Consider the following 25755-nt stretch of genomic DNA (forward strand, 5'->3'; position numbering starts at 1 on the left):
TGAAGTGCACCCCAAATATTAGACACAGTCTAACATTTGGAGGTGCTTTTCTTTTGGCTAAATTTACAATTGAAGATAAAATCAAAGCTGTAAAACGATACCTCGTTGACCGCGAACCCCTGCTTGGAATTGCAAAACAGATTGGCGTGCACAAAAGCATACTTCAATATTGGGTCAGAAAGTATCAATATCATGGCGAAAAAGCTTTTTCAAAGTCATATACAAATTATCCAGTCCAATATAAACTAGACGTACTTGATTATATGAATGAACATGGGACGTCTATCTTGGAAACAGCTGCACTCTTTAACCTGCCTTCTGATACCACGCTTTGGAACTGGAAGCGCATCTTGAAAACACAAGGAGTAGACGCCCTTCAATCTAAGAAAAAGGGGCGTCCGTCTATGAAAAAGAAAACTGGAAAACAAGACATAACGAAAGGATCAATGGAAGCGTTACAGGCAGAAGTAGAACATTTGCGCATGGAAAATGAGTATTTAAAAAAGTTGAATGCCTTAGTTCAAAACAAGGAACAATCACCAAACAAGACAAAGCGCAAGTAGTCTATGATTTAAGGCATCAATATCCGGTGAAATCACTTCTTAAGCTCGCATGTATTCCACGCAGTACCTACTATTACTTGATCAAGCATTTAGACCGTCCTGATCAGGATGTCGAACTGAAAAAGATGATTCAAACCATTTATCAGGAACATCAAGGACGTTATGGATATCGCCGGATTCGTGATGAACTAATCAACCGGGGACAAAAGGTGAATCACAAAAAAGTCCAGCGCATCATGAAAGCTCTAGGGCTAAAATGCATGGTCCGAGTGAAGAAATATCGTTCATACAGAGGCACAGTGAACAAAATAGCGCCTAATATTTTGGCTCGGCATTTTCAAGCTGATAGACCAAATGAGAAATGGGTCACAGATATAACGGAGTTCAAGTTATTTGGTCAGAAGCTCTATCTTTCGCCCATATTAGATCTATTTAATGGTGAGATCATTACCTATACAGTCGGTTCAAGACCTGTTTATTCACTCGTCTCAACGATGCTTCATCAGGCGTTCAACCGTTTAAATGAAGAGGAGAAACCAATGATACATTCTGATCAAGGATGGCATTACCAAATGAAGCAATATAGACACGCCTTAAAAAAGCGTGGGATTACACAGATTATGTCCCGAAAAGGTAACTGTTACGATAACGCAGTTATCGAGAACTTTTTTGGTATCTTAAAGTCTGAATTTCTATACCTAAAAAAATTTGAGAACATCGAACACTTCAAGCAAGAACTTGAACAATATATTGACTACTACAATCACACACGTATAAAGACAAAACTAAAAGGCATGAGTCCGATACAATATAGAACTCATGCCTCGAAAGCTGTCTCATAAAAAAACCGCGTCTAAATTTAGGGGGTCACTTCAAAATCGGGCGGCCTTTTATTCATCTATTCCTCACATACGAATCAATCATATATGACATTTTTTCCTTCTTCCCTTAACTTTTTTAACGACGTCAGCATATGGTTGATTTCTTCATCGGAATGTCTTTCCCACGCACCTAGTTCTGCGACTATTTTCAAAGGAGATGTCGACCGATAAGAACGGGTCGGATTCCCTGGAAACTTTTGATCCGTCAAATTCGGATCATCTTCAAACTCGCCTGTCGGTTCTACAACATAAATTCTCTCTTTGGAATCAGACCGGGCTAATTCAGCTCCCCATTTGGCTGCATTTAATGTTCCGGTGAAATAGATGTGGTTCGATTGTTTATCCTGATAATTGGATAAATGCAACGGTTCAAGCAGGTCCCCAATCTTCAATTCTGCTTTCGTCCCATGAAAAAACGGCCCAGGATCTAAAACATCTTTCTTGTCATTCATACAGCCACATCCCTTATCGTTATTGACTTGCGTATAACAGTATACGGGCTGATGCGGGCGGAAAACAGTCTATAAATGAGATTAAATTCGGGGTATAATGATAGTAGAGAGTAAGATCGTTTAAAAAAAAGGAAATTTCTCATTGATTCCAACAAGAACAAAAACAAGAATACCTTCCACTGCTGACAGCGTCACAATCAATCCGTGGTTCATTGGGTGTTCCTTCGCAATTAATTTCTGACCAATATAGTTTAAAGCGTAAAAAAGAAAGAACAATAAGAAAAACAAATAAAGGATCGTCATCATCTACATAACCCTCTTTCTTATAATGGATAATCAACCAATTTTTACAATATATCATTAGACTAACATTTTAGAACAACTCGAACAATATGCTCTTGCCAATAAAGTGAACGAACAAAAAAGCCAGCCACCCGCTAATAAGGTGACTGGCTTTTTTCCTGTTACTTCCCGATGTTCTCTCCATTTTGCTCGATCAATGTTTCATACCAATAAGAGCTCTTTTTCCGAATTCTCTTCAGGTCTTTCAGGTCAAATTCATCACGATTGACGTAGATAAAACCGTAGCGTTTTGAGCAGCCTTGGTGTGTACTGATTAAGTCGATGGCTGACCACGGGCAGTACCCGAATACCTCTACACCGTCAGTGATCGCCCATTTGATTTGTTCAATATGTTTTTCTAAATAATCAATTCGATAATCATCCTGAATCGATCCATCCGCTTCTAACTTGTCAAAAGCGCCTAACCCGTTTTCCGTAATAATAAGAGGCAACTGATAGCGATCGTAAATCTCACGCATCGTTGATCGGAAACCGGTAGGGTCAATCTCCCAGCCAAATGCATTTTTACTTAAAAACGGGTTGTTGCCGCCTTTGTAGACGCCATCTTCACCGGATTTTAAATGCTGATCTCCGCCACGGGCAAATTCATCATTGCCATCTCCTTTACTCGCTTCAACCGTTTGAGATGTGTAGTAGTTAAAGGCAATGAAGTCTGGTTTTGCACTTTTCAAAATATCCATATCTCCCTCTTCAATCACAGGAAGAATGTCTTTTTCCTTCATGTATGCCCATGCAAGGTTGTTATAACGACCGAATACCGCCATATCAAGATATAGCCAGTTGCGGATTGCATTGTAATTAGCCGCAGCAATGACATCCTCAGGTTTTGGAGATGCCGGGTAAATAAGGGCGATGTTTGGCGCTGGTCCGATTTTCGCCTCAGGCAGCAAACGATGACAAAGCGTCATGGCTTTCGCCTGTGCCACAAGCATATGGTGGTTCTGCTGATATAGTTCTTTTTTCGGATTTTCTAAATTTGGATCCAGTGTACCTAATGCTGATCCATGTAAGATCATCATGTTTTGTTCATTAATCGTCAGCCAATATTTTACCTTCTCGCCATACTCCTGGAACAAAACCTCCGCATAACGTTCAAACGCATCGACTGTCGAACGATTTGACCAGCCGCCTTTCACTTGAAGCGCATGAGGTAAATCAAAGTGATACATCGTCACAATTGGTTCAATGTCATAGCGGCGTAATTCATCAATGAGAGAATGGTAGAAGTCAATTCCCTTTTGATTGATCTCCCCATCTCCATCTGGAATGATACGTGTCCATGCAATAGAGAAACGATAAGCCTTCAAGCCCATTTCTGCAAACATCTTCACGTCCTCTTTATATCGATGATAGTGATCGCTGGCTACCTTAAAATCAGTTGTTCCTTCAGGATAGCTTTCTCTCATATCAATGACTGAAGGTCCCTTGCCATCCTCGTTCCACGCACCTTCTACTTGATAGGCGGAAGTCGATCCGCCCCAGAAAAAGTCTTTTGGAAATGGTGCTAGTGTTGAATATCTCATGATTATGTCCTCCCTTTTCTTAAACTAAGTGTAAAAATGATTGTCCTGGTGTCACTTGTTTTTCTTCTGTCTCAATGATATCGCTAAATTCACCGGAATTGGTAATAATCACAGGTGTTGTGACAGAAAGACCTGCTGCTTGAATGGCCTCAATATCAAACTCCGCAAGCAGTTCACCTTCTGTAATCGTTTGGCCCTGCTCAACCTTCGGCGTAAAATGACGGCCCCCAAGTTGTACAGTATCCAGTCCAATATGAATGAGTACTTCTGCTCCGCTTTCAGAGGTGAGACCGTATGCATGTCCTGTTGGGAATACCGTTGTCACGACTCCAGTTACTGGTGCAAACAGCTTGCCTTCTGATGGAATAATGGCTGCGCCCTTACCTAATGCGCCAGATGAGAAGGCTTTATCTTGCACCTCTTCTAGCTTGATGACTTCGCCAGATAAAGGACTTTTCACATGAGCTGCTTTGACACCATGTTCATTTTCAGATGCTGGTGCAGAACTAGCTGCAGGAGCATCTTCTTCATCCACAGGATCTTTGAATCCAATCAAATAGGTTAAGACGATTGAAAGGACAAATGAAACGGAAATTCCGATTAAGAATCCTGTAAACCCTTGACCATAGAAGATCGGAAGTGTCAGTAAACTCGGAAGACCTGATGCAATCGCAATACTTTGTGAATAACCGATAATGGCACCACCGACACCGGCAGAGATCACCGCTGCAATAAATGGTTTTTTCAAACGAAGTGTGACGCCGTATACAGCAGGTTCTGTAATTCCAAATACAGCAGAAACCGCTGTCGATCCAGCTAATGATTTCAGCTTTTTGTTCTTTGTTTTCAGCATAACACCGATGGAAGCACCGGCTTGTGAAAATACAGCTGGCGCAGTCGCCGGCTTGATATGATCTTTTCCATGGACCGCAATATTATTTAAAATGACTGGCACAAGCCCCCAATGGATACCGAAGATGACAAGAACCTGCCATGCCATCGCAATTAAAGCACCGGCAAGTGTAGGGCTAAAGGAGAATACTTTCAGCAGGACGGCTGCAATTCCATTCCCTGCATACACACCAAATGGTCCAAATACGATCAGTGTCAGTGGAACGACCGTGACCAGTAAAATCAGTGGTGTAATAAAGTTTTTCACACTTTCATGAATGACTTTGTTAAAGAAACGTTCGATATATCCCATCACAAACACTGCCAAAATAATCGGGATAACCGTTGATGTATAAGACATTAAGACAACCGGAATGCCGAAGAACGACACATCTCCGCCGCCTTTTGTGAGCTCTTGAATAGTCGGGTAGATCAGTGCACCTGCAATCGTCACAGCGACAAATGGATTCGCTTTAAACTTCCTAGCAGAAGTGAATGCGAGCAGCAGCGGCAGGAAGTAGAACAAGCTGTCTGATGCGGCAAATAAAATTTGATACGACGTATCTTCAGGAGATAACCATTTTGCATTGATACAGATGCCTAGAAGTCCTTTTAAAATACCGGCACCCGCCATGACACCTAGAAGCGGTGTGAAAATTCCAGAAACAATGTCGACGAATTTTCCAAAAAGACTTGTACTTTCTTCACTTGATCTAGCAGATGAAGAAGTGGAATCCTCTAATAGATTCGTAAACTCCCCAATCTCTCGATATACCTCTGGTACGGTGTTGCCAATGACCACCTGAAACTGGCCGCCGCTTTCCATGACAGTCACCACACCATTTAATTTTTCAATGGCTGCTTTATCTGCTTTTGATCTGTCATTTAGTGTGAAGCGAAGTCTTGTGGCACAGTGAACCAATGAATGAACATTTTTCTCTGTACCGATATGTTTGATAATGTCTTCTGCTAATTGACGATGACTCATACAAAAACCCCCTTTTTTTCAAAAAAATACGTTTTTAGGCAAAATAAAAACCTAAACGGGCACCAAAAATAGTCGCAACTTGCTATTGCGCTTTTTCAGTGAACGTTTAGGTTTTGCCTGCCGAACAGTCACAATCCTCTAAGACGATCATTGTGAAACCGTATTCTTTTATGTTTATGAGCAAATAGTACCACTCACTTTTTGTGATGTCAACGCTTTCTTTTAAAATTCTATCTTTATTTTTCTCGTTTGATGAGTCGATTCAAATGAATTGATAGATAGAGCATCTCCTCTGATGTCAGGTCGCGATGATACGTTTGATACACATATTCCGCGATTTTCTTTGCGCATTCGTACGCCTTCGGATATTTCACTTTAATCAGCTGATATAAATCTTGATCTTCACTGACGAGTAACGTTTCGTTGATGAGACGCTGTACGAAAAAGCGTAAATGTGTGAGAAAACGATAAAAGTTGAGCGAGTCTTCATCAAATTCCATGTTTAGATGATATTTCACAATGGTCAGTATGGCATTCACTTCTTTTGTGATATTGACCGTTGTATTCATGTCTTCATTGAGCTCTGCATTAATAATATGCATGGCAATAAAGCCCGCTTCATCTTCAGGCAGTTCAATATGAAGACGATCTTCAATCATCTCAAGGCATTCCTTCGCCACGAGAAACTCATCTTTGTATAAACGTTTAATCTCCCAAATCAGCGAATTCTCAATCAAGTGGTTTTTCTTTAATCGTTCGATGGCGTAATGAATATGGTCTGCCAGCGATACATGCAGACTTTCGTTTAATCTTCGGTTCAGCTTTGTATGTGCGTATTGGATCATTTCCTCGGTCACCTTGACGACATCATACGGAACCTCTTGAAGCAGCATTTTCATCCGCTCATGTACGGAATGATCCTCTAATCGGAACACTTTATCAATTAACGCCTCGTCCACCGGGTCTCCGGGACGTCTTTGAAAAGCGATGCCTCTGCCCATGACGACGATTTCTTTTCCTTGTTCATCTATCACACTAATGACATTATTGTTTAGAACCTTTTGAATCTGCATCTCCAAACACCTCCGTCTATAACCAGCCATCTACACTCAAAATATGCTCTCATCTTAACACAACTGTCAAATCACTTGGCGCTTTTATCTGACTTTTGAAATAGATTTCACGATATTTTTCCTTCTTTCTTGCTGGTCTGATCCTCCCTCGGCCTGCATACAATACCCCGAGGAGGTGACCTTCGATGAAGGCTTTTTTCTGGTCAGCATCTTTTTTATTCATGTTCATTCTGACTCTCTTTATTCTAGGTATTGTTTTTTGGCTTAGTGGACAAGGCTTAGATCAGCTATGGAGATATGCGCTTATCTGTCTTGTGACAGCCACCGTTCTACACGGCGTTACCACCTGGCTAAAGCAGCATGTCATGGATCATCCATCCAAATAAAAAGGCTGCCCTCAGTATTCAGGCAGCCCTTCCGTTATTCCTTAGATGAGGCGGCTTCTTTCTGAGAAGCACGCAGTTCATCATTAATTTTTTTCGCATCTTCTAAAAACTCTGTTTCAAATCCACTTTTGAGTGCCCACATATAAAATAACAACGCCACAACTGCAATAAGTGCCATATCCCAACCATAATGAATGACGTTATACCCGCCAAATTTATCACTGCCGAGACAGGAAATCGTCATCATCACAAGCAAATACACAACCATCCAAGCACCTGCTTTAAAGTGACGACCAAAGCCCTTCCACTTCGCTTTTGCTTGATAGTAAAAATAGATTGGCAAACCGATGAGAATAATGAACAACACCTGACCCGTCAGCGGCCATCTCGCCCAGTACAGTGTCAATGATGCAAAGACAAAACCAAGCGGAGCAATGATGCTGAGTCCTTTAATTCGCAGTGGACGATATAAATCTGTGCCCGTCTTTCTCAGCGTCATCACTGTCACAGGTCCTGTCAAATAGGAAATCAGGGTCGCCACAGAAATAATTTCAGCGAGAACCCCCCATCCTCTAAACAAAAACAGAAAGATAAACGATACGCCTAAGTTAAAAAACATCGCTGGACGAGGCACACCATAAATTGGGTGCAGACGGCCAAGTACACTCGGCATGTACTTGTTTTTTTCCATCCCATAAATCATACGAGACGTCGTCGCCGTATACGTAATCCCTGTGCCAGAAGGAGAAACGAACGCATCTGCATATAAAATAAGGACAAGCCAGTTAATCCCTAGCGCAATGGCAAGGTCAGCAAATGGCGAGTTGAAATTCAAATGCCCCCAGCCATTCACAATCATTGATGGATCGACAGCGCCAATAAAAGCGATTTGCAGCAGCACATAAATGACCGTTGCAATCAAAATCGATCCAACAATGGCGATTGGAATCGAACGCCCTGGATTTTTCGCTTCTCCTGCCATATTAATCGGGCTTTGGAAGCCATTAAAAGCAAACACAATCCCCGATGTTGCCACAGCTGTGAGCACACTCGCCCAGCCGTTCGGCGCAATACTTGTTCCAGAAGTAAAATTCTCACTATGAAAACCTACGAATAAGAGCGCACCAATTGTTAATCCTGGAATGACGATTTTAAAAATCGTAATGAATGTATTCGCCTTTGAAAACAACCCAACTGTCCAATAATTGAGCAGAAAATAAATCACCAGCAGCACACTTGCCACCATGAGCCCCTCGGTCGTCAAAACCCCTTTTGTGACCAAATGGCTTGTCCACTTTGCCCACTCCCAAGGCCATGAGCTCATGTATTGAACGGAGGCCACTGCCTCAACAGGAATCACTGAGACAATCGCAATCCAGTTTGCCCAAGCGGCGATAAATCCAATAAAAGAGCCGTGTGAATATTGCGTATATTTGACCATTCCGCCTGCCTCTGGAAACATCGACCCGAGTTCACTATAAGACAATGCGATAAATAAAATAACAACCATCCCGATCAACCATGACAAAATAGCAGCAGGGCCGGCGATTTGAGCAGCCCGCCACGCACCAAAGAGCCATCCTGAACCAATGATTGAGCCAAGACCTACCATCATTAAAGCGAAAGTTCCCATCCTACGATGCAAATGATTCATGTTCATAACACCTTTCGATTAAAATACAGAGCATGTGTCGAGCAAGCGCATTTCTTTTATAGCAGCTCACCTTTCATTCCATTGGCAAATACTTTCTGATCTGAACTTTTATCTTTGTTCATTTTTTTACCTGTTATATTATCTCTCAATTCTCCATTTTCTGAAATAGTCGAACATGCTTATTTCAAAAGAAAGCGCTTTTTCAACTGTTCAATCTATTAGACTGATTAACTACCTTTACCCTTATTTTGAAAAAAACAAAACAAAAAAGAAAGAGGAAATGACTTCCTCTTCCCTTTGAACACGTATCATTCAAAGAAAAAAGGATAAAAGGGAAACCCTCTTATCCTTGTGAGATTGCTTGTTCTTTTTCAATGACAGCTAGTCTTTCTTGAACTTCTTCCTCAGATAAATTGTGCAGTTTCACATAAAGGTTACGTTCGCTTGTGCGGCATTCATGGCTGCAGCTGCGCATATATTTATGCTCGCTTTCTTCTGTTGCAATCATTTTGCGGTTACATGCAGGGTTCGCACAGTTCACATAACGCTCGCAAGGTTCGCCAGTGAAGAAATCTTTTCCTACCACGACGTGCTCTGTTTGATTGACTGGAACCGTTAGGCGGTTATCAAACACATAACATTGACCGTCCCATAGCTTTCCTTGAACTTCCGGGTCTTTTCCGTACGTGACAATTCCACCGTCAAGCTGGGATACATCTTCAAAGCCTTCACGCTTTAACCATCCTGAGAATTTCTCACAGCGTACGCCGCCTGTGCAATACGTCAGAATTTTTTTCCCTTCAAGAATCTCTTTATTGTCACGAATCCACTCAGGCAATTCACGGAATGTCTCAATGTCAGGGCGCACAGCACCTCTGAAGTGACCGACATCAAACTCATAATCATTACGTGCATCAATCACGACCGTATCAGGTGATTGCATTTGCTCGTAAAATTCAACTGGGCTGAGATGTTTCCCCGTTAATTCTAGCGGATTCACATCATCTTCAAGACTTAAATTCACCAATTCATTTCGGTGGCGGACGTGCATTTTCTTAAACGCATGACCATCTGCTTCGTCAATTTTAATTGGCATGGACGCAAAGCGTGGATCTTCTTTCAATGCTTGCATGTACTTGTCCGTTTGCTCAATGGTACCAGAAACGGTTCCGTTTATGCCTTCAGATGAAACAAGAATACGACCTAACAAACCAAGTTCCTTACAGAATGCTAGATGCTCTGCTGTAAACGTTTCTGGATCCTCAATGGGGACATATTGATAGTAAAGTAATACACGATATTGTTTTTCCATATATATAAACACCTCTTAAATTTAATCAAAACATACCATTTTATATCATACAGGAAATACATACCTTAAGGCAATGTCAGCAGTTCAATTCCATAAAACGGAAGGGTCTATGGTCTCATATTGTCCGTTTATTTGACAGAACTTTCTGTAAAATGAGATGATTTAAGAACTATATGATTTCATAAAGGAGCATAAGTCCATGATCCAACCAGAAGAGATCGTCAGAAGCGGTCCTAACCAGTTTATTTCTCAAAAGGGGATTTATCATGAAATCGAGTCACTTGTTACTCCCTTTCAGTCACCAGCTATAGTGACAGGATATGACTCATATCAAGCCTTTTCACAGTACACAAAGCTTCCATCCGAGTGGCCTGTTGTTCAGCATAAAGGTTACAGTTCACCAAATGCGATCACACGAATTGCGGAAGAACTCAAGAGTTCAGACGTGATCATCGGGATCGGTGGTGGCACGATTTTAGATACAGCGAAGTCTGTTGCCGACGCTCTCCAAATTGAAGTGATTATGGTGCCGACGATTCCTGGGACATGTGCGGCTTCTACACCGCTCAGCGTCATTTATGATGACAAGGGAAATTTTATGAGGGTCGACTATCATAAGCGGTCTAGCTATCTCACGTTAATTGATCATACTTTTTTGCTTTCATCTCCTCTTTCCTATCTCCAAAGCGGAATTGGGGATACGCTCGCAAAATGGTATGAAGCGGAAGCCATTATTCGTAACACAAAAGACACCTTGCCGCTCATGGTACATGCTGCATTAAAGCAGGCAGTGTACGTTCGTGACATTCTTCTGACTCATAGTGAAGAAGCCGTTAGCAGTTTAAAAACAGGTCAGTTTTCTCAAGCCTTTGCAGATGTAACAGATACGATCATTACGTTAGCCGGAACAGTCGGCGGCTATGGAGGACGTTATGGCAGAATGGCAGGAGCCCATGCTGTTCATAATGGATTAACATTTATTGATGAAACACATCATGTGTTACATGGACAAAAAGTGGCCTATGGCATTCTCGTCCAGCTTGCCGCAGAAAACCGTATGACGGAAGTAGAAGAATTACTTGAGCTCTATCAAACACTCGGATTACCTAGAACGATGCGTGAGCTTGGCATCACAGCTCAGCTAGAGGAAGCAGCACATACAGTGGCAAACCATGCTGCACGTAAAGATGAAACCTTTTGTTTGATTGGAGACTATACGAAAGAGCAAATTGTCGACGCCATTCAAATCATTGAAACCTATCAGCCTCAAAAGACGGTCTGAACATAGGGGCAAATAAAAAGCACAGGCATCCCGCCTGTGCTTTCTTTCTATTAAAAATCGAAGTTATCTGGGTCTGGACCCGTGCGCTCATCTTCATTGAGCTGATCAATGACACTCATTTCATGGGCGGACAACTCGAAATCAAATACGTTTGTGTTTTCGATGATTCGGCTCTTCGTCACCGATTTCGGAATGGTGATAATGCCATGCTGCAAGTCCCAGCGAAGAATGACTTGCGCTACTGACTTCTCATGTTTTTTTGCAATATCTTGAAGCACCGGATGGTTAAGAAGTTTCCCGCTGCCTAATGGCGACCATGCTTCTACATGAATGCCTTTTGCCTTGCAGTAGTCACGTAAAGGCTCTTGCGTCAGCTTCGGATGCAGTTCAATTTGATTGACCATTGGCACCACTTCTGCCTCTTCTAATAAATCTTCTAAATGGTGCTGATGGAAGTTACACACGCCAATGGCTTTCACACGGCCATCCTTATAAAGCTTTTCTAGCGCCTTCCACGTTTCTTTATATTTGCCTTCAACCGGCCAATGGATTAAATAAAGATCCAATACATCCAGACCTAGTTTGTTCATACTCGTTTCAAAGGCTTCAAGCGTTGACTCATATCCTTGATCACTATTCCACACTTTTGTCGTAATGAACAGCTCATCGCGAGAGATGCCTGATTGCTGAATGGCTTTGCCAACACCTTCTTCATTTTGATAGGCCGCTGCTGTATCTATACTGCGATAGCCAGCTTCAAGTGCGTCTTTGACTGCATTTACAGCCTCATCCCCATCTTTTACTTGCCATACACCAAAGCCAAGCTTCGGCATTTTCACTCCGTTTGCTAATGTGACTGTATCTGTTAATCCACTCATCAAACAAACCTCCGCTTCATTTTTGCTTACCATGCACTATACCCGAATGTGCGAAAGATCATGCATGAAGATAAACCATTCATAGACTGAATGATCTCAGATAGTTGACAAAGGGCTAAAATGAACTTGATTTTAGCCCTTTGTCTTCTTTTCAGCGTGATAGAAAACCTTTGCAGCCCTAGGAAGGACGAGTACTGGCGCGGAGCGAATTTCACATTCGTGAGCACCGGCACGCAGGACTGACAAAGAATGCGAGGGTTTGTCTACACGCTGAAACCATTCATAGACTGAATGATCTTATTTGATGTATTGTCCCATATCGACTTGATTTGCATCAACGATTTGGTATTCACTGATTCGATTTTTTGTTTTAGAACCATCATACGTCTCTAAAAAGCTTTGGTCATAAAAAGTCAGACCATACATTTGCTTTTCGTTCTCGTACACTCTGATCCAATAAGATTCTTTTGAGGCTTTTTTAGCCTCGTTTATTTTCTTTAATTGAATACCCGAAAATTTCTTCAGCAACTTTTGAATATCCTCTTTCTTATCCACCACAACGCGCTCATCATCATGCTCAATTTGAATAGAAGTCACTTTATCTTTATCAATCGAGACCACATCATCAAAAGCATATGTTTTGGCATTGATCATAAAATAAAGACCTATTCCGATGAAAATAATGACTACTAAACCAATGATCCACTTCTTCAACCTAACTCCTCCTTCAATTCACGCCATCCCTATACAAACAGTGAGGTCCAATCATCCTCCTCAGAGAATACTTGAATCCCATGCTGTTTCAGCAAGGCAGACGTCACACCGTCCCCAGCCTTTGTCTTCCCGTTAAACTCTCCCCGATAGATCATCCGGCTTCCGCAAGAAGGGCTGTACTCTTTTAACACGACGGATGTTGCGCCAAGAGTCTGAATCTGCTTAAGCGTGGCTTGTGCACCATTTACATACATCTCTGTCACATCTGTTCCATGAACATCAACAACAGAAGCCTGCCCCCGTAAGACATCATGACCATCTCCACCAATAATTTCTGCGGGAGGTCTTGGTGTAGAGAAACCGCCAAGCAGCTCAGGGCAAACTGTTACCGCCTTTCCTTCCTGCACAAGCTCCTCGATACGTTGATCTAATCGATGGCTGCCATTATAACGGACCTTTAATCCCGCAAGACAAGCGCTGACAACGATCATGTATGTTCCTCATTTCTATGTATTGAACGTTTTTTGCTGACTTTAAAATAAATCCATAAAGGCAAACAGAGTATCGTGTACATCAGAAAGGGCAGAGCACAATACAAAACAGCCGCCCACATGGACCCTTCAACTCCTGTGATCCCAAAAAAATAAACAAATAATAGCAAGCTGACAAACAATCCGACGAACGGCATGATAAATACATATTTTTTGAAATTTCCCATCATCTCTTCCACCAACACGGTTCCCTCCCTCAATCATCCTCACGAACAACGTCAATATATGTTAATTTTACCATAAAAAAACCGAAAGCATCTAGTTTATAGAAAGCTTTCGGTCCGTTATTTATATCTTTTCCTTCCAAGCCTTTAAGAAGCGCTCAATAACCTGTAGTTCGTCTTCATTAAATTCATGGAGGAATTCTAAATAGGAGGAGACTGCCTGTTCATGAAGCTCATCATGCAGTGCCGCAAGCTGTGTGCCTTCCTCTGTGAGTGAATAATAGACGGATTTCTTGTCACCTTGCCGGTGGCAATAGTCGACCATGCCTTTTTCGATGAGCTTTTTCACAGCCTTTGTAATGGCTGGTTTTGATAGTTTTAGTTGTTGTGAAAGAAATGTATTATTGGATTCGTTAGGGTTTGCTTGAATCATAGATAAAATATGAAGCTGTGTAAGTGTCCAATCTTGCTTGAGTGTATCAGTCGTGGTAATCAGTGGATCTGTTGGATCGTTCCGTTTCTTTTCCCTATGCATAATCAAATCTTGAATCGCTTTTAAGACAATCTGCTCGTTTGTTTCCATCTGAACCTCCACTCTTAACTGGTTAATAAAATGGTACTAATAATCAATAAAGGAGTCAAAAGAAATGTGGGGATGATGAAAAGAATGGGTCATCAGACCTGATAAATAAAAGAACTTTTTTACTAGATTACAAGAGACGGCACAATTTCCTTTTCTTTGCTATTATTTATGATAGGTACCCCTCAATCAAAAAAAGAAGGTGAGAGAATGAAAACAGAGCAGCAAATGGCCATTCGCCAGTTAGAAGAAAAAATAAATTTGTTTACTTCTGTTGTCAACGGATCGTTCCTATCAACGGAGGATTTCGTTCTATCAAACACGCATATATCAACTGACACGTTCAATTTGTTATTACCCATTTCAGCGCACATACAAGATCAACAAAAAGTGGAAGCTGCCATCGAACAAATGCAGCAACAGCAGCTAGCATTCAGCACATGGATCACTCAAAGCCTGCTCCACCCAGATTGGTCGAATATCATGCAGAAATATGGGCTTCAAGAAGTGGAACGCAATACCATCATGATGCTTGAACATACAAACGACATCGATCAAAGGACCTCTCAATCGCTTACGATCAAGGAAGTGACTGACGATCAAACTTTTCTCGATTATCAACATTTATTTATCGAACTTTTCGAAGGATCACCTGAGGAAATCGCTTTAAACAGCTATTTCCAGCGCTTTTCGATTGAACGATTACACCCGAGTACCCGCATGTTCGTTGGATATGAACTCAACAAACCGGTCACAACGGGCTTATTGATTGAAACAGCAGACAGCTACGGTATTTATGATGTCATCACAAAGGCAGAACACCGCGGAAGAGGACTTGGCAGTGACATGTTTCATTACCTTCTGACCCAGACAGATAACAAACAAAAGTGTGTGATGTTACAAGCCTCAAATGACGGCAAACATATCTATCAGCGTGCCGGATTTCATCCAATTGGAGAAATGGTTGTTTTTGAATAGAAGATGACATTTTTCCTGACTTATCAAGGGCAAAGAAAGGTAGCCTGTCTCTTCTTTGCCTCCAACATCTCACCATAAAAATGAATGTACATTCATTCACTCCTTTGGTACATTTAAAAAAAGGAGCTGAAAAACAGATGGTTCAACCAGGCGATCAATTTCAAACAAGCAAAACCTATACGCATGAAGATGTGATCCAATTTGGCGAGATGACAGGTGATCTTGGCAAACATCATATCGAGCTAGATGATCAAGGCAGGCTCATGGTACACGGTTTTCTCACAGCAAGTCTAGCCACGAAGCTTGGCGGGCAGTTTCATTTTATCGGTCAAGAGATGACATGTACCTTCATACGCCCTGTTTATACAGGTGACACCATTACCTGTCAGATGGCCGTCACCAAGGTAGAACCCCTTGAAAAATACCATCGTGTCCACCTTTTTTCCCGGTATATCAATCAGCATGGAGAAGAAGTCATTACTGGTAAAAGTGAAGGTGTGGTTTTCAAAAAATAAAAAGCTGCCTATGATGAGGCAGCTAAACGATCTAATTCTCTTCTATTCAGCATGATGCTGACGATCCATATAAAGCGGCGGTCTCTTTAATGAAATCACTGCACAGCTAAAGGCAATCAGCACAAAAACAGCACCGAATTTAGCCAAATCAACAGATGAACCGGTCATTGTAAACATGACGCCGCCCACTGCTGATCCAATGGAAATCCCAATTTGCAAAGCGGATGTATTTAAACTTTGCTGAATATCAGATGTCACAGGGTCTGTTTGAATCAAATAGCTCTGCAAAGCAGGTGTCAGTGCCCAGCTAAGAGCACCCCATAGGACAACCATCACCATAAAGAGCATAAACACTCCCGCTGTATAAGGAAGGATAAACATCACAATGGCAAACGCCATGGTCACAAGCAAAATGGCTTTTCCTGATCCTAGTTTGTCACTCAGCCAGCCGCCAAACCCATTCCCGCCAATCGACGCAAGTCCGAAGACCAAATAACAAATACTAATCCAAAACGGAGTCATATGCAGAACTTCCATCAGAAATGGCGTGAAATAAGAATACAGCATATAATGACCAGCAAGCATGAACAAGCTAATCAAATGCGCACTGAAAATTTTCGGATGCCCTAAAGAACGAATTTGTTCTTTAAGCGGTGTGACTTTTTCAACAGGCATTTTCTCCAATAGAAAATAAATGAGTACCATTGATATAGCTGACAGAATACTGATTCCTAAAAACATCACTCTCCAGCCAAAGCTCTCTGTAATAAAAATACCGATCGGTACACCGAGAACAAGTGATGAGCTAATCCCAATAAAAATCAGACCTAATGCTTTCGCTCGATGCGCCGGTTCCACCAGCTTGGCGGTAATCGTTAGTGATAACACCACAACAAGCGCCGTACTCATGGCAATCAAGACCCTAGAAATCATGACAAGGGCAAAGGTGGAACTAAAATATGTGAATACATTGCCTAATGTAAAGACCAATAATGCGATTAAATAAAGACGCTTTCGTTCGATTTTGGCTGTGACGGTCAGTAGCACCGGTGCTGAAATAGCATACACAATCGCAAATACCGTAATAAGCTGCCCAGCTGTCGCAAGAGACACATTGAGATCCTCTGCTAAACTTGGCAAAATGCCCCCGACCACAAGCTCAACTAATCCAACCGCAAAAGTAGAAACAGCTAATAAATAAACTCTCCAGTTCATGTCTAACATCCCTTCTCTATATCATGGCTTTCACTTTTGATACAGGGTGCAGACAAACAAAAAAACCCTGATTACAAAAAAGGAAAGCGCGCTTTTGTAATCAGGATTTATCGGATCCTGGTAGAAACCCTCAAACCATATTATTGAGGTTATACAAGTCTATTTTTTTCTTCAAATATATTAGCATAGCCTTCCATAACGTGCAAGCTGCAAAAATAGAAAATATCTGCCAATGGCTCTTCGACATAAACGACCTCAGAAAGGCATAAAATGAACTTGCAGACCAACTTGCTTTCTCCCCCATTTACAGGTAAACTGATGAAAAATCAACGAACAAGAATCAACGTAGATCTGGAATAGTAGCTTGAATCGATCTTTACCAGAGAGGGAACGGTGCTGAGAAGTTCCTACTGACATCTTCAAGTGAACCTGCCGATTTAGTTCTGTTTCATACAGCGGTTCATACCGTTATCATGATCGAGTGTAAAGCTGTGCTTTAAATTAGGGTGGTACCACCAGGAATGGTCCCTAACTTAAAGCACAGCTTTTTTGTTTTTTTAAAAGGAGGAAAAAGACGATGTCAAAGAAACAATTTGTTGAGAAAATTACAAGCATGGAAGACGACTTTGCCCAGTGGTATACAGATGTTGTCACAAAGGCGCGTCTCGTCGATTATTCAAGCGTTAGAGGCAGTATGATTATTCAGCCATACGGTTTTAAAATTTGGGAGAATATTCGCGACGAACTTGATCGTCAAATCAAAGAAACGGGTCACGAGAATGTCTATATGCCGCTCTTTATCCCAGAAAGCCTTCTCCAGCAAGAAAAGGATCATATCGAAGGCTTTGCTCCTGAAGTGGCGTGGGTGACACATGGCGGTGATTCGGAATTACAAGAAAGACTCTGCGTCAGACCAACGTCTGAGGTGCTGTTCGCCGAGCATTATAAAAACATCATTCATTCCTATCGTGATTTACCGAAGCTATATAACCAATGGGCCAATGTCGTCCGCTGGGAAAAGACAACACGTCCATTCCTTAGAACCCTTGAATTCCTCTGGCAGGAAGGGCACACTTGTCATGAGACAGAGCAAGAAGCGATTGAAGAAACAGAAAAAATGCTCCATGTCTATGCGTCTATTTGTGAAGAGCTTCTAGCGATCCCTGTCATTAAAGGCAGAAAAACAGAGAAAGAAAAATTCGCTGGCGCCCGCTTCACCTATACGGTTGAAAGCTTGATGCATGACGGAAAAGCCCTGCAAACCGCCACTTCTCACTTCTTCGGCAACGGATTTGCCAAGGCGTTTGGCATTGAATTTTTAAATCGAGAAGGAAAATTAGAGCATGTCCAGCAAACATCATGGGGCTTCACCACAAGAATCATTGGCGCTATGATCATGGTGCATGGCGATGACAGAGGACTAGTCCTGCCGCCAAACATTGCGCCAACCCAAGTACGTGTTGTGCCAATTGCTTCCCATAAAGAAGGTGTCCTCGATCATGCCTATGAATTAAAGGATCGACTCGCCCGCATCGCACGCGCTGACATCGATGCAAGTGATAAACAGCCAGGCTGGAAATTCAACGAATGTGAAATGCAGGGCATCCCATTACGCGTAGAAGTAGGACCAAAGGATATGGAAAAAGGTCAGGTGATGCTCGCAAGACGAGACACTGGTGAAAAGCAAGCCGTCACATTAGATGCACTTGAACAAACCATCACGTCCACGCTTGAAGACATTCAGCAGACGATGTACGAAAAAGCAAAAGAACGATTACATGAAAAAACATCAAACGCCCATACAATCGGAGACATCGAGCAGCTTCTTGCCGAAGAAAACAGGTTGATCAAAGCCATGTGGTGCGGCGATGAAGACTGTGAAAACGACATCAAAGAGAGAACAGGGGCGACATCACGCTGTATCCCGTTTGAACAAGAATCCGTTTCTGACACATGTGTCTGCTGCGGGAAACCTGCTTCTGATATGGTGTTCTGGGCGAAAGCCTACTAATCATATTTCAAATTTTTTACAAATAATACAGGGGTTTGTCTACACGCTGAAGCATCTTATACGATGCTTCTTTTTTGTTAAAAAGAGCCAAATATCCATTGACCTCATTCACACAATCCCCTATAATTCATATTAATATAATCGGTTTTTAAGACTTTAACTGGAGTGGTGATCTATGAAGCGCTGGCTCTCAATATTTAACGAACGCTGTCCAAAATGTAAAACAGCATTAGATGTCTCGAAGTCCAATGCCTTGCAAGGCAAAGTCGTGAAAACATGCCCCAATCTTCATTATCAAAAAGAGTACCACCCTGCACTTGAAACGTATATCGAGCACGATGACATAAAATAAAAAAGACCAACACATGGAAAAGAGCCCTTGCTCTCAGTTGTTGGTCTTTTTCTTATAATAAATCCACCCAGATTTTGATTGCTGTGGCTGTAATCATCACGGCAAGCGCCCATTGCAAATAAACGGCATTGATTTTCTGACCAATTTTCGCCCCAATCGGCGCAGCAATCAGACTGGCCGCCATTAAGACAAGAGCAGGCATGAACATGACTTGACCAGTCAGCACTTTCCCAGCCGATGCGCCGATCGCAGAGAGAAACGTAATCGCCAGAGACGAGGCAATCGTCATCCGCACAGGGATTTTGAGAATCGATAGCATCACCGGCACTAAAATAAAGGCACCGCCTGCACCTAATACACCGGATACACTTCCGATCACAAAGGCAATACCAGCCGCCAATCCTTTATGAAAGGTCACCTCTCCATCTGCTTCTGCCCGCTGACCTTTTTTCGGAACAAGCATTAAAATGACAGCGACAATGGCAAGCAGACCATAGACTACATTGATGCCTTTCTCTGGAAGGAAATGTGATAAATAGCTGCCTAATAAACTCCCTGCCAATATACTGCTCCCCATATATAAAATCAATGGACGATGTAAAAATCCGCTTTTTCGATACGCCAGCACACCGCCGAGTGTCGAAAACAGTACTTGAATGGCACCAATCCCTGAAACCTCGTGAGCCGATAATGCCATCACTCCGACAAGAGGTGGGATATAAAGCAGCATGGGATAGTTGATCACCGATCCTCCTATTCCGACCATTCCTGATAAGAAGGAACCAATAAATCCGATGATAAATAAAGTAATGAAAAATGCAAAATCCACGCTGGTCTCCTCCTTTGCAAAAGGAAAAGGGGCTCCCTCATAGATACCCCTCTCCCCTTTAGGACCCTTTTCTCACCCAGAACTTCAGCACATGCCCTTCATCTGTCTGCGTGATCAATTCATGTCCGCTTGACTTAGCCCATGCAGCCAAATCAGCTTTGGCCCCTTTATCTGTTGCATGTATTTCTAATACTTGGCCTTCTGCCAAGTCGTTCATTTTTTTCTTCGTCCGAATAATCGGCATTGGGCATGCAAGCCCGGTTACGTCTAAAATGTGATCTGATGTCATCTGATCATCCCTCGCTTCTTTATTTTATTGAACATTATCGAATCGCACAACGGTTTGGACCAATTTCCATGTCTCGCTGCGCTTCCTCGTCTGGATGCAGCTTCCCCATATTGGTAGACCGAATGTCTTGATAAGCGTTTGGCTGTGCAGGTAGATGCTGCGTGACCATTTGTCTAAATACGTCTTCATCTTCAATGTTCAGCCCGTGATTTTCTTCAAACAAAGCGCCTAGTTCCTTCCAAACGCTCCCGTCTTCATTCAGCTCATCCACGATCATAAAATGTGCAGGCAGCACAATCAATTCTGCCGAAAGCGCCGTATATCGTGTATAAAGGGTTTCTCTCAAATCACCTACCCAGTCCTCCGCCATACCGGCTAGGTCAGGTCTTCCGATCGAATCAATGAACAAAATATCACCTGAAAGGAGGTAACGGCCGTCTACGATAAAAGAGGTTGAACCAATCGTATGGCCCGGTGAATAAAAGGCATGAATATCAATCTCCGTCGCTCCAATCGTCACACGCTGTCCTTCTTCAAGGTGATTGTAATCAAATGTCACCTCTTCGGCGTCTTTTGGCGGTAGCCAATAGATAGCACCAGTCTGTTCAGACAGCTTTTTCCCGCCAGATATATGGTCCGCATGAAGGTGCGTATCAAACGCATGCGTCACTGTAACTTGGTGTTTTTTAGCAAATTGCGTATAGACCTCCGTCATTCTAGCTGCATCAATAATCGCAGCTTCCCCATTCGACATGATCATATAGGACAAGCACCCCTTGCCCATTCGCACAAATTGGTACAACTCTCCACCGCCAGTTAAATCACCGATCTTCACTGGCTCTAAATGCTCACTCCATGCCTTCATGCCGCCTTGCAAATAATGGACCGTTCTGCCTGCCTCTGACAGCATCTTTGCCACCATAATAGAGGAGCCTTCTTTCGCACAAACGACCAGTACATCTAGGTCATCCGGTATGTTCTCCACCATATCCTCTACGCCATCAAGAAGCTCAAAGTAAGGCACGTTTAAATATTCAACGGCTTTCCCTTCAATTTTCCAGTCCTGCACATCTGATTCGTTTCGTACATCCAACAAAAAGATCGGCTCTTTGTTGATGATCTTTTTTGTTAACTGTTCTGCTGTCATTGCTTTTACAGTCATCGTTTCATTCAGCTCCTATTTTTCAATCTCTCCTGTCCAGCTGTTCATGCCTGGCACTACATTGATCAATTGATGGAATCCTTTTTCTTTTAACTTTTGTGCGGCTAATTCACTTCTTCTGCCTGAATGACAGATGAGGTAAATGAGCGTCTCTCGGTTCAATTCTTCAGCACGTTGTTCCACCTCACCGAGAGGGATGTGAACAGCTCCTGGAATATGACCCGCTTCGTATTCATCCGGCTCTCGTACATCTAAAATAAACAATGACTGATCTTCTTTTACCTTCTGTTGAAACATGTTCAACGACATTTCCGAAATCATTGACTGCTCCTCCTGTTTCGCTCCACCTTTACGAATCAAATGATGAAGCACCTGTCCTTCTACTTTTGTTCCTAAAAATTCATGACCGGCGCTTTTTGACCAAGCTGCTAAATCCGCTGTAGACCCTTTATCGGTTGCTTGCACTTCAAGCACATCTCCTGGCAAGAGCTCATTCATTTGTTTTTTCGTTTTGACAATGGGCATTGGGCATGCCAATCCTTTTGCATCTAGAATTGCTGTTGGTTGCTGCATTGTTTTTCCTCCTTTTATAGGGGTGGGGGTATATTTTAAAGCCTATTGATACCTATAATCGCCAAGCATTCATGCCACCCTTGATATTCGTAATGTGGGTAAATCCCTGTTTTTTTAATAATTTAGCCGCCTGCATACTTCTCATCCCGCTTTGGCAGATCACATACACTTCTTTGTCTTTCTCAAGCTCATGCGCTCGATTCCTTAACTGTGGTAAGGGGATATTTTGAAATCCTTTTATATGATTTGTTTGAAACTCTAAAGGTGATCGCACGTCTATCAGCTGTTGATGCCGACTATGCAATTTAGATTTCAGATGAGCTGCGTCCATTTGTTTCACACCCCGTACGGGAAGAAAACGGCTCACAAGCAAAGCGATCACAATGATGAGCAAAAGCATTTGAATCATGTATGGACGCCCCCCTAGATAAATAAGTTCACATTCCCGATTTCTGCCTCTGCTAAATACGCTGCCACACCGGCATATTGAATGTCTGCTAGTAACTCGTTCTCCTGTAGCCCTAATAGATCCATCGTCATCGTACATGCCACGAGGTTGATGTCTTGTTCCTTCGCCATATCAATGAGCTGCGGCAGGGTCATGGCATTGTGTTTATTAATCACATGCTTGATCATCTTCGGTCCCATTCCTGCAAAATTCATCTTTGACAGCCCCATTCGATCAGCGCCACGCGGCATCATTTTGCCAAACATTTTTTCTAAAAATCCCTTCTTCAGTGGCACCATCTCTTCCTGACGCAAGGCATTCAGCCCCCAAAAAGTATGAAAAATCGTCACCTCGTGATCATAAGCTGCTGCACCATTTGCAATAATATAAGCGGCCATCGCTTTATCATAATCTCCACTAAATAAAACAATTGTTGTTCGTTTTTTCTGTTCCTCCATCATGATCCTCCTTATATATAAATTACCCATGGGGGTATATTGAAAACAAAAAATATATACACATACCGGTAAGGGTATATTATAACAAGTAAAAAAATTCGTCAACCTCCAAAGGCTGAGGAATTTCTTACCGGCTTTTCACCAAGAGCTCAACCGCTTCTTTGACAAGCCCCTCTGTATCCTTGCCTTGCTCAAGACTTTCACGGACACATTGTTCAAGGTTTGTACTCACAATCACACCCATCGCCCGATCAATGGCATTGCGTGATGCAGATAGCTGCGTCACCACCTCACGGCAATCCTTTCCCTGCTCCATCATCGCAAGAACCCCTTTAATCTGCCCCTCAATCCGGCGAAGACGATTCTTCATCTGCTTATTATATTCCATGCAAACACTCCTTTCTATTGGATTCCTATGGACGATAGTATACCCTTAGAGGTATTTAGTCAATCATGATGATTCAGTAAAAAAGAAAAACTGCTGAGATGAAATGTCACAGCAGCTTCTCATTTTTAAACTTGTTTCCTTTCTTAGAGCGGATAAATGTGTAGATTTCAACACTACAGGATAATATACACATTTACAAAATCATTCCGTTTCCATATTACTTATTAAATCATACTTAGATAGATATATTCCTCCAACTATCAAGATAATAGTACAAAGAATAGGTACTATTATTAGTGTAATACTAATAGAGACAACTGGAGATAAACCAAACATAGGATGCCTAATCAGCATAAATGCATTTCCAAGCAGCATTGGGTTGTCTGAGAAAATGGAAAGAAATAATATACAGATACAAACTACGAAACTATAAATTGTTTTAAAAATTAATGATAATAAAGCAAAGATAAAAGTGAAAAGAAATGTCCCCGCTATATTTAAGAGAATTGAATAAACAATAATTTGACTATAAGAGAATTGAAAAGAGGAATATCTTAAAATACTTTCGCCGTAATCTGTCAAGTTATTTACTGTCCCCCCACTCAATTTCCAAACAAACCAGGTAAGGGACAATATTAATATGTAGAAGATAAATATTGCGGCACAACAAAATAATAGTTTGCTTACCCACATTTTAAATATTGACTTTGTTCTAACTCTAATAAAGGCACTATGGGCAAATAGATCTTCTTTTATAAAAGTATTGACCAATATTGCACCACTTAATTGAAATATAATCCATCCAAAAGGAAATTCAATTGTTTGTTGTTCGACAAGTTCAAAGGGAACACCTGCAAAGGTTTTACCAATAACATCCCAAAATGCAACATTACTTTTAGTTAAACTAATATGCAGAAAATAAAGGTAGTATAGGAAATTAAACAACCCTAGAATAGATATAATGATAAAAGTTTTTGTAGTTCTATGAAACCCAAGAATCATATCTCTTTTAAAAAGTAATAATAAACCAATCATGTAAAAAAGCCCTCTCTTATCAACTAACTAGAACATAGCATAACATAGCATTTTAAATAAAAAAATACAAAAAAAGGTGTATTTTTCTTTATTTTATTGTATAATCCTCACGTACCGGTACAAATTATGGTTTTAGTGGGGAAAATAGTGAAAAAGTTATTTACATTTTTTTTAATTTTAATAATGATATCTTTGATTAGTGCTTGTCAATCAAATAATTTCAATAACACCATAAAAGACAAAGCTCCAGATCCTTCTGTAAGTATAGAAGATTTGGATAATAGCACAAAGGATGATTCTAGAATATTCTATTTTGATACCGAACAAAAGCAAAGTCTTTTTAAAGTTATATTTTGGGAAAAGTTGAAAGAGGATCATTATTATCAAGGTCAGATAAAGAATAATGATGTGGCAATTGAAAATGTTTTCAAAGGAGAGGACATTGAAGTTGGACCACTTCCTAAAAATTATGAATTAGCGATGACCTTTAGTCAAAAAGAACCTCCCCCATCAAAAATCTTGGGAAAATTGAAAGATGATAGAGGAGTTACTCATCAATGGGAACAACCTTATGATAGATCAGATGTAGATCACGATTATTTAATTAATTTACCAACATTCAAAGGCCAGAAAGCAGAAATAGCATTAAGAATGATTTGGCTAAATAAAGATAATAATTGCATAGGTGTCGCAGATAAATACTTAATTGTAAGTAAACAATGAGGTGAAGACAGTTGAAAAACAAAATAATCATTAGCCTAACTTTAATTTTAGGAGTAACCTTTTCTACTATAGGAATTGTGCATGTCTATGCAGGAGAACCAAGTGGCAACTATAAAGATACTAATTATAATTTTAGATTTCTAAAAGGAAATCCATACGATGAGACAACATCTAGAACAAAATTTACTAAATCTTGGTATTATATGAACAGTGAAAAGAATAATACTTCTTATGTAGCCTGGGCCAGATCTAAAGGAAAAGATGTTTCAGATGGCCACTATTATACAATTAAGAAAAATTATAAAGGGGTACAACTCCTATACAATTTGGCAGTTGAAAAAACATTCTTGGGAATAGGATATCCGCCTGTTTCGATAGGTGCTAAGAAGAATGCAGCTGGTCATGCTAATGGCAAATGGAGTCCCGATTACGATCCAAAAAGCCCTTGATTCTATTAGGCTCTTTAAATTCAAAAGAGAACTATGTGACACAGCGACTCAGAATTAACTGAGTCGCTTCTATAT

29 protein-coding genes and 1 riboswitch are annotated in these 25755 nt (G+C 41.3%); of the genes, 9 read left to right on the forward strand and 20 right to left on the reverse strand.

Annotated features, from left to right (window positions below):
* Positions 1 to 53 precede the first annotated feature (53 nt).
* Positions 54 to 1405 (forward strand): IS3 family transposase gene (locus ACTJKA_RS15780; RefSeq protein ID WP_440607764.1). Its coding sequence is split into 2 segments (ribosomal slippage): positions 54 to 498 and positions 498 to 1405, totalling 1353 coding nucleotides; the frame shifts between segments, so codons are not numbered across the junction.
* A gap of 74 nt (positions 1406 to 1479) precedes the next feature.
* Here ACTJKA_RS15780 and arr read toward each other — a convergent pair.
* The 5 genes from arr to licT all read right to left on the reverse strand — a co-directional run bounded on the left by arr (position 1480) and on the right by licT (position 6734).
* The gene (gene arr / locus ACTJKA_RS15785; RefSeq protein ID WP_007498448.1) at positions 1480 to 1896 is read right to left on the reverse strand and encodes an NAD(+)--rifampin ADP-ribosyltransferase; all 417 of its coding nucleotides are present in this window, start codon (positions 1894 to 1896) and stop codon (positions 1480 to 1482) included.
* 120 nt (positions 1897 to 2016) lie between these two features.
* A complete protein-coding gene (locus ACTJKA_RS15790) occupies positions 2017 to 2202 on the reverse strand; it encodes a hypothetical protein (RefSeq protein ID WP_008343855.1) in 186 nt (61 codons plus the stop codon).
* A gap of 158 nt (positions 2203 to 2360) precedes the next feature.
* Complete coding sequence (locus tag ACTJKA_RS15795) at positions 2361 to 3782, reverse strand: glycoside hydrolase family 1 protein (protein ID WP_008343856.1); 1422 nt, start codon at positions 3780 to 3782, stop codon at positions 2361 to 2363.
* A gap of 19 nt (positions 3783 to 3801) precedes the next feature.
* Positions 3802 to 5661: a beta-glucoside-specific PTS transporter subunit IIABC gene (locus tag ACTJKA_RS15800; RefSeq protein ID WP_008343857.1), complete on the reverse strand. Its 1860-nt coding sequence runs from the start codon at positions 5659 to 5661 to the stop codon at positions 3802 to 3804.
* A gap of 236 nt (positions 5662 to 5897) precedes the next feature.
* The gene (gene licT, locus ACTJKA_RS15805; protein ID WP_008343858.1) at positions 5898 to 6734 is read right to left on the reverse strand and encodes a BglG family transcription antiterminator LicT; all 837 of its coding nucleotides are present in this window, start codon (positions 6732 to 6734) and stop codon (positions 5898 to 5900) included.
* A 185-nt stretch (positions 6735 to 6919) separates the two neighbouring features.
* Here licT and ACTJKA_RS15810 point away from each other — a divergent pair, with 185 nt between their 5' ends.
* Positions 6920 to 7120 carry a hypothetical protein gene (locus ACTJKA_RS15810; protein ID WP_008343859.1) on the forward strand — a complete coding sequence of 67 codons (201 nt, stop codon included), beginning with the start codon at positions 6920 to 6922 and terminating at the stop codon, positions 7118 to 7120.
* Positions 7121 to 7154: 34 nt separating this feature from the next.
* On the opposite strand, the gene ACTJKA_RS15815 is transcribed toward ACTJKA_RS15810, so the two are convergent.
* On the reverse strand, positions 7155 to 8774 hold the full coding sequence (locus ACTJKA_RS15815) for an APC family permease (RefSeq protein ID WP_008343861.1): 1620 nt from the start codon (positions 8772 to 8774) through the stop codon (positions 7155 to 7157).
* Positions 8775 to 9117: 343 nt separating this feature from the next.
* Positions 9118 to 10086 (reverse strand): oxygen-dependent tRNA uridine(34) hydroxylase TrhO, encoded by a 969-nt coding sequence (gene trhO / locus ACTJKA_RS15820; RefSeq protein ID WP_268359840.1) that lies wholly within the window; start codon positions 10084 to 10086, stop codon positions 9118 to 9120.
* 199 nt (positions 10087 to 10285) lie between these two features.
* Between trhO and ACTJKA_RS15825 the strand changes: the two genes are divergently transcribed.
* On the forward strand, positions 10286 to 11368 hold the full coding sequence (locus ACTJKA_RS15825) for an iron-containing alcohol dehydrogenase family protein (protein ID WP_171464932.1): 1083 nt from the start codon (positions 10286 to 10288) through the stop codon (positions 11366 to 11368).
* Between the two features lie 50 nt (positions 11369 to 11418).
* On the opposite strand, the gene ACTJKA_RS15830 is transcribed toward ACTJKA_RS15825, so the two are convergent.
* The 4 genes from ACTJKA_RS15830 to ACTJKA_RS15845 form a co-directional block, all read right to left on the reverse strand.
* Entirely contained in the window at positions 11419 to 12246 is an 828-nt protein-coding gene (locus tag ACTJKA_RS15830) for an aldo/keto reductase (RefSeq protein ID WP_017358734.1), read from the reverse strand.
* Between the two features lie 297 nt (positions 12247 to 12543).
* Positions 12544 to 12960 carry a DUF5301 domain-containing protein gene (locus ACTJKA_RS15835; RefSeq protein ID WP_171464931.1) on the reverse strand — a complete coding sequence of 139 codons (417 nt, stop codon included), beginning with the start codon at positions 12958 to 12960 and terminating at the stop codon, positions 12544 to 12546.
* Between the two features lie 29 nt (positions 12961 to 12989).
* Positions 12990 to 13451: a DUF523 domain-containing protein gene (locus tag ACTJKA_RS15840; RefSeq protein ID WP_008359308.1), complete on the reverse strand. Its 462-nt coding sequence runs from the start codon at positions 13449 to 13451 to the stop codon at positions 12990 to 12992.
* Positions 13452 to 13799: 348 nt separating this feature from the next.
* Entirely contained in the window at positions 13800 to 14258 is a 459-nt protein-coding gene (locus tag ACTJKA_RS15845; protein ID WP_024719151.1) for a MarR family transcriptional regulator, read from the reverse strand.
* 207 nt (positions 14259 to 14465) lie between these two features.
* Here ACTJKA_RS15845 and ACTJKA_RS15850 point away from each other — a divergent pair, with 207 nt between their 5' ends.
* Complete coding sequence (locus ACTJKA_RS15850) at positions 14466 to 15233, forward strand: GNAT family N-acetyltransferase (protein WP_017366519.1); 768 nt, start codon at positions 14466 to 14468, stop codon at positions 15231 to 15233.
* A gap of 137 nt (positions 15234 to 15370) precedes the next feature.
* Positions 15371 to 15748 (forward strand): hotdog domain-containing protein, encoded by a 378-nt coding sequence (locus ACTJKA_RS15855; protein ID WP_017366518.1) that lies wholly within the window; start codon positions 15371 to 15373, stop codon positions 15746 to 15748.
* A 42-nt stretch (positions 15749 to 15790) separates the two neighbouring features.
* Here the strand turns inward: ACTJKA_RS15855 and ACTJKA_RS15860 are convergent, their stop codons facing one another.
* Positions 15791 to 16963 (reverse strand): MFS transporter, encoded by a 1173-nt coding sequence (locus ACTJKA_RS15860; protein WP_017358727.1) that lies wholly within the window; start codon positions 16961 to 16963, stop codon positions 15791 to 15793.
* A 77-nt stretch (positions 16964 to 17040) separates the two neighbouring features.
* Positions 17041 to 17140, reverse strand: a riboswitch (purine riboswitch).
* Between the two features lie 400 nt (positions 17141 to 17540).
* On the opposite strand from ACTJKA_RS15860, the gene proS reads away from it, so the two are divergent.
* The gene (gene proS / locus ACTJKA_RS15865; RefSeq protein ID WP_008359313.1) at positions 17541 to 18974 is read left to right on the forward strand and encodes a proline--tRNA ligase; all 1434 of its coding nucleotides are present in this window, start codon (positions 17541 to 17543) and stop codon (positions 18972 to 18974) included.
* Between the two features lie 175 nt (positions 18975 to 19149).
* Complete coding sequence (locus ACTJKA_RS15870; protein ID WP_164071373.1) at positions 19150 to 19326, forward strand: hypothetical protein; 177 nt, start codon at positions 19150 to 19152, stop codon at positions 19324 to 19326.
* 52 nt (positions 19327 to 19378) lie between these two features.
* Here ACTJKA_RS15870 and ACTJKA_RS15875 read toward each other — a convergent pair whose 3' ends face one another.
* From ACTJKA_RS15875 to ACTJKA_RS15910, 8 genes are all read right to left on the reverse strand, one after another.
* Positions 19379 to 20155, reverse strand: coding sequence for a sulfite exporter TauE/SafE family protein (locus tag ACTJKA_RS15875; protein ID WP_060832026.1), 777 nt, complete (start codon positions 20153 to 20155; stop codon positions 19379 to 19381).
* Positions 20156 to 20213: 58 nt separating this feature from the next.
* Positions 20214 to 20444 (reverse strand): sulfurtransferase TusA family protein, encoded by a 231-nt coding sequence (locus ACTJKA_RS15880; protein ID WP_008343881.1) that lies wholly within the window; start codon positions 20442 to 20444, stop codon positions 20214 to 20216.
* 34 nt (positions 20445 to 20478) lie between these two features.
* The gene (locus tag ACTJKA_RS15885; RefSeq protein ID WP_440607840.1) at positions 20479 to 21606 is read right to left on the reverse strand and encodes an MBL fold metallo-hydrolase; all 1128 of its coding nucleotides are present in this window, start codon (positions 21604 to 21606) and stop codon (positions 20479 to 20481) included.
* A 15-nt stretch (positions 21607 to 21621) separates the two neighbouring features.
* The gene (locus tag ACTJKA_RS15890) at positions 21622 to 22179 is read right to left on the reverse strand and encodes a sulfurtransferase TusA family protein (protein WP_008343883.1); all 558 of its coding nucleotides are present in this window, start codon (positions 22177 to 22179) and stop codon (positions 21622 to 21624) included.
* Between the two features lie 52 nt (positions 22180 to 22231).
* Entirely contained in the window at positions 22232 to 22588 is a 357-nt protein-coding gene (locus tag ACTJKA_RS15895; protein WP_182489555.1) for a rhodanese-like domain-containing protein, read from the reverse strand.
* 14 nt (positions 22589 to 22602) lie between these two features.
* Complete coding sequence (locus ACTJKA_RS15900; RefSeq protein ID WP_052320710.1) at positions 22603 to 23085, reverse strand: DsrE/DsrF/DrsH-like family protein; 483 nt, start codon at positions 23083 to 23085, stop codon at positions 22603 to 22605.
* Positions 23086 to 23212: 127 nt separating this feature from the next.
* Entirely contained in the window at positions 23213 to 23473 is a 261-nt protein-coding gene (locus tag ACTJKA_RS15905) for a metal-sensitive transcriptional regulator (RefSeq protein WP_440607841.1), read from the reverse strand.
* A gap of 201 nt (positions 23474 to 23674) precedes the next feature.
* A complete protein-coding gene (locus ACTJKA_RS15910) occupies positions 23675 to 24508 on the reverse strand; it encodes a hypothetical protein (protein ID WP_268357677.1) in 834 nt (277 codons plus the stop codon).
* A gap of 147 nt (positions 24509 to 24655) precedes the next feature.
* On the opposite strand from ACTJKA_RS15910, the gene ACTJKA_RS15915 reads away from it, so the two are divergent.
* Together ACTJKA_RS15915 and ACTJKA_RS15920 are read left to right on the forward strand one after the other, a co-directional pair.
* A complete protein-coding gene (locus ACTJKA_RS15915; protein ID WP_171464923.1) occupies positions 24656 to 25231 on the forward strand; it encodes a hypothetical protein in 576 nt (191 codons plus the stop codon).
* A gap of 11 nt (positions 25232 to 25242) precedes the next feature.
* Positions 25243 to 25680, forward strand: a complete 438-nt coding sequence (locus ACTJKA_RS15920) for a hypothetical protein (RefSeq protein WP_008359326.1) — start codon at positions 25243 to 25245, stop codon at positions 25678 to 25680.
* Positions 25681 to 25755: the final 75 nt, after the last annotated feature.

Source organism: Bacillus sp. 22190 (assembly GCF_052045575.1).
GTDB classification, from domain to species: domain Bacteria; phylum Bacillota; class Bacilli; order Bacillales; family Bacillaceae; genus Bacillus; species Bacillus altitudinis.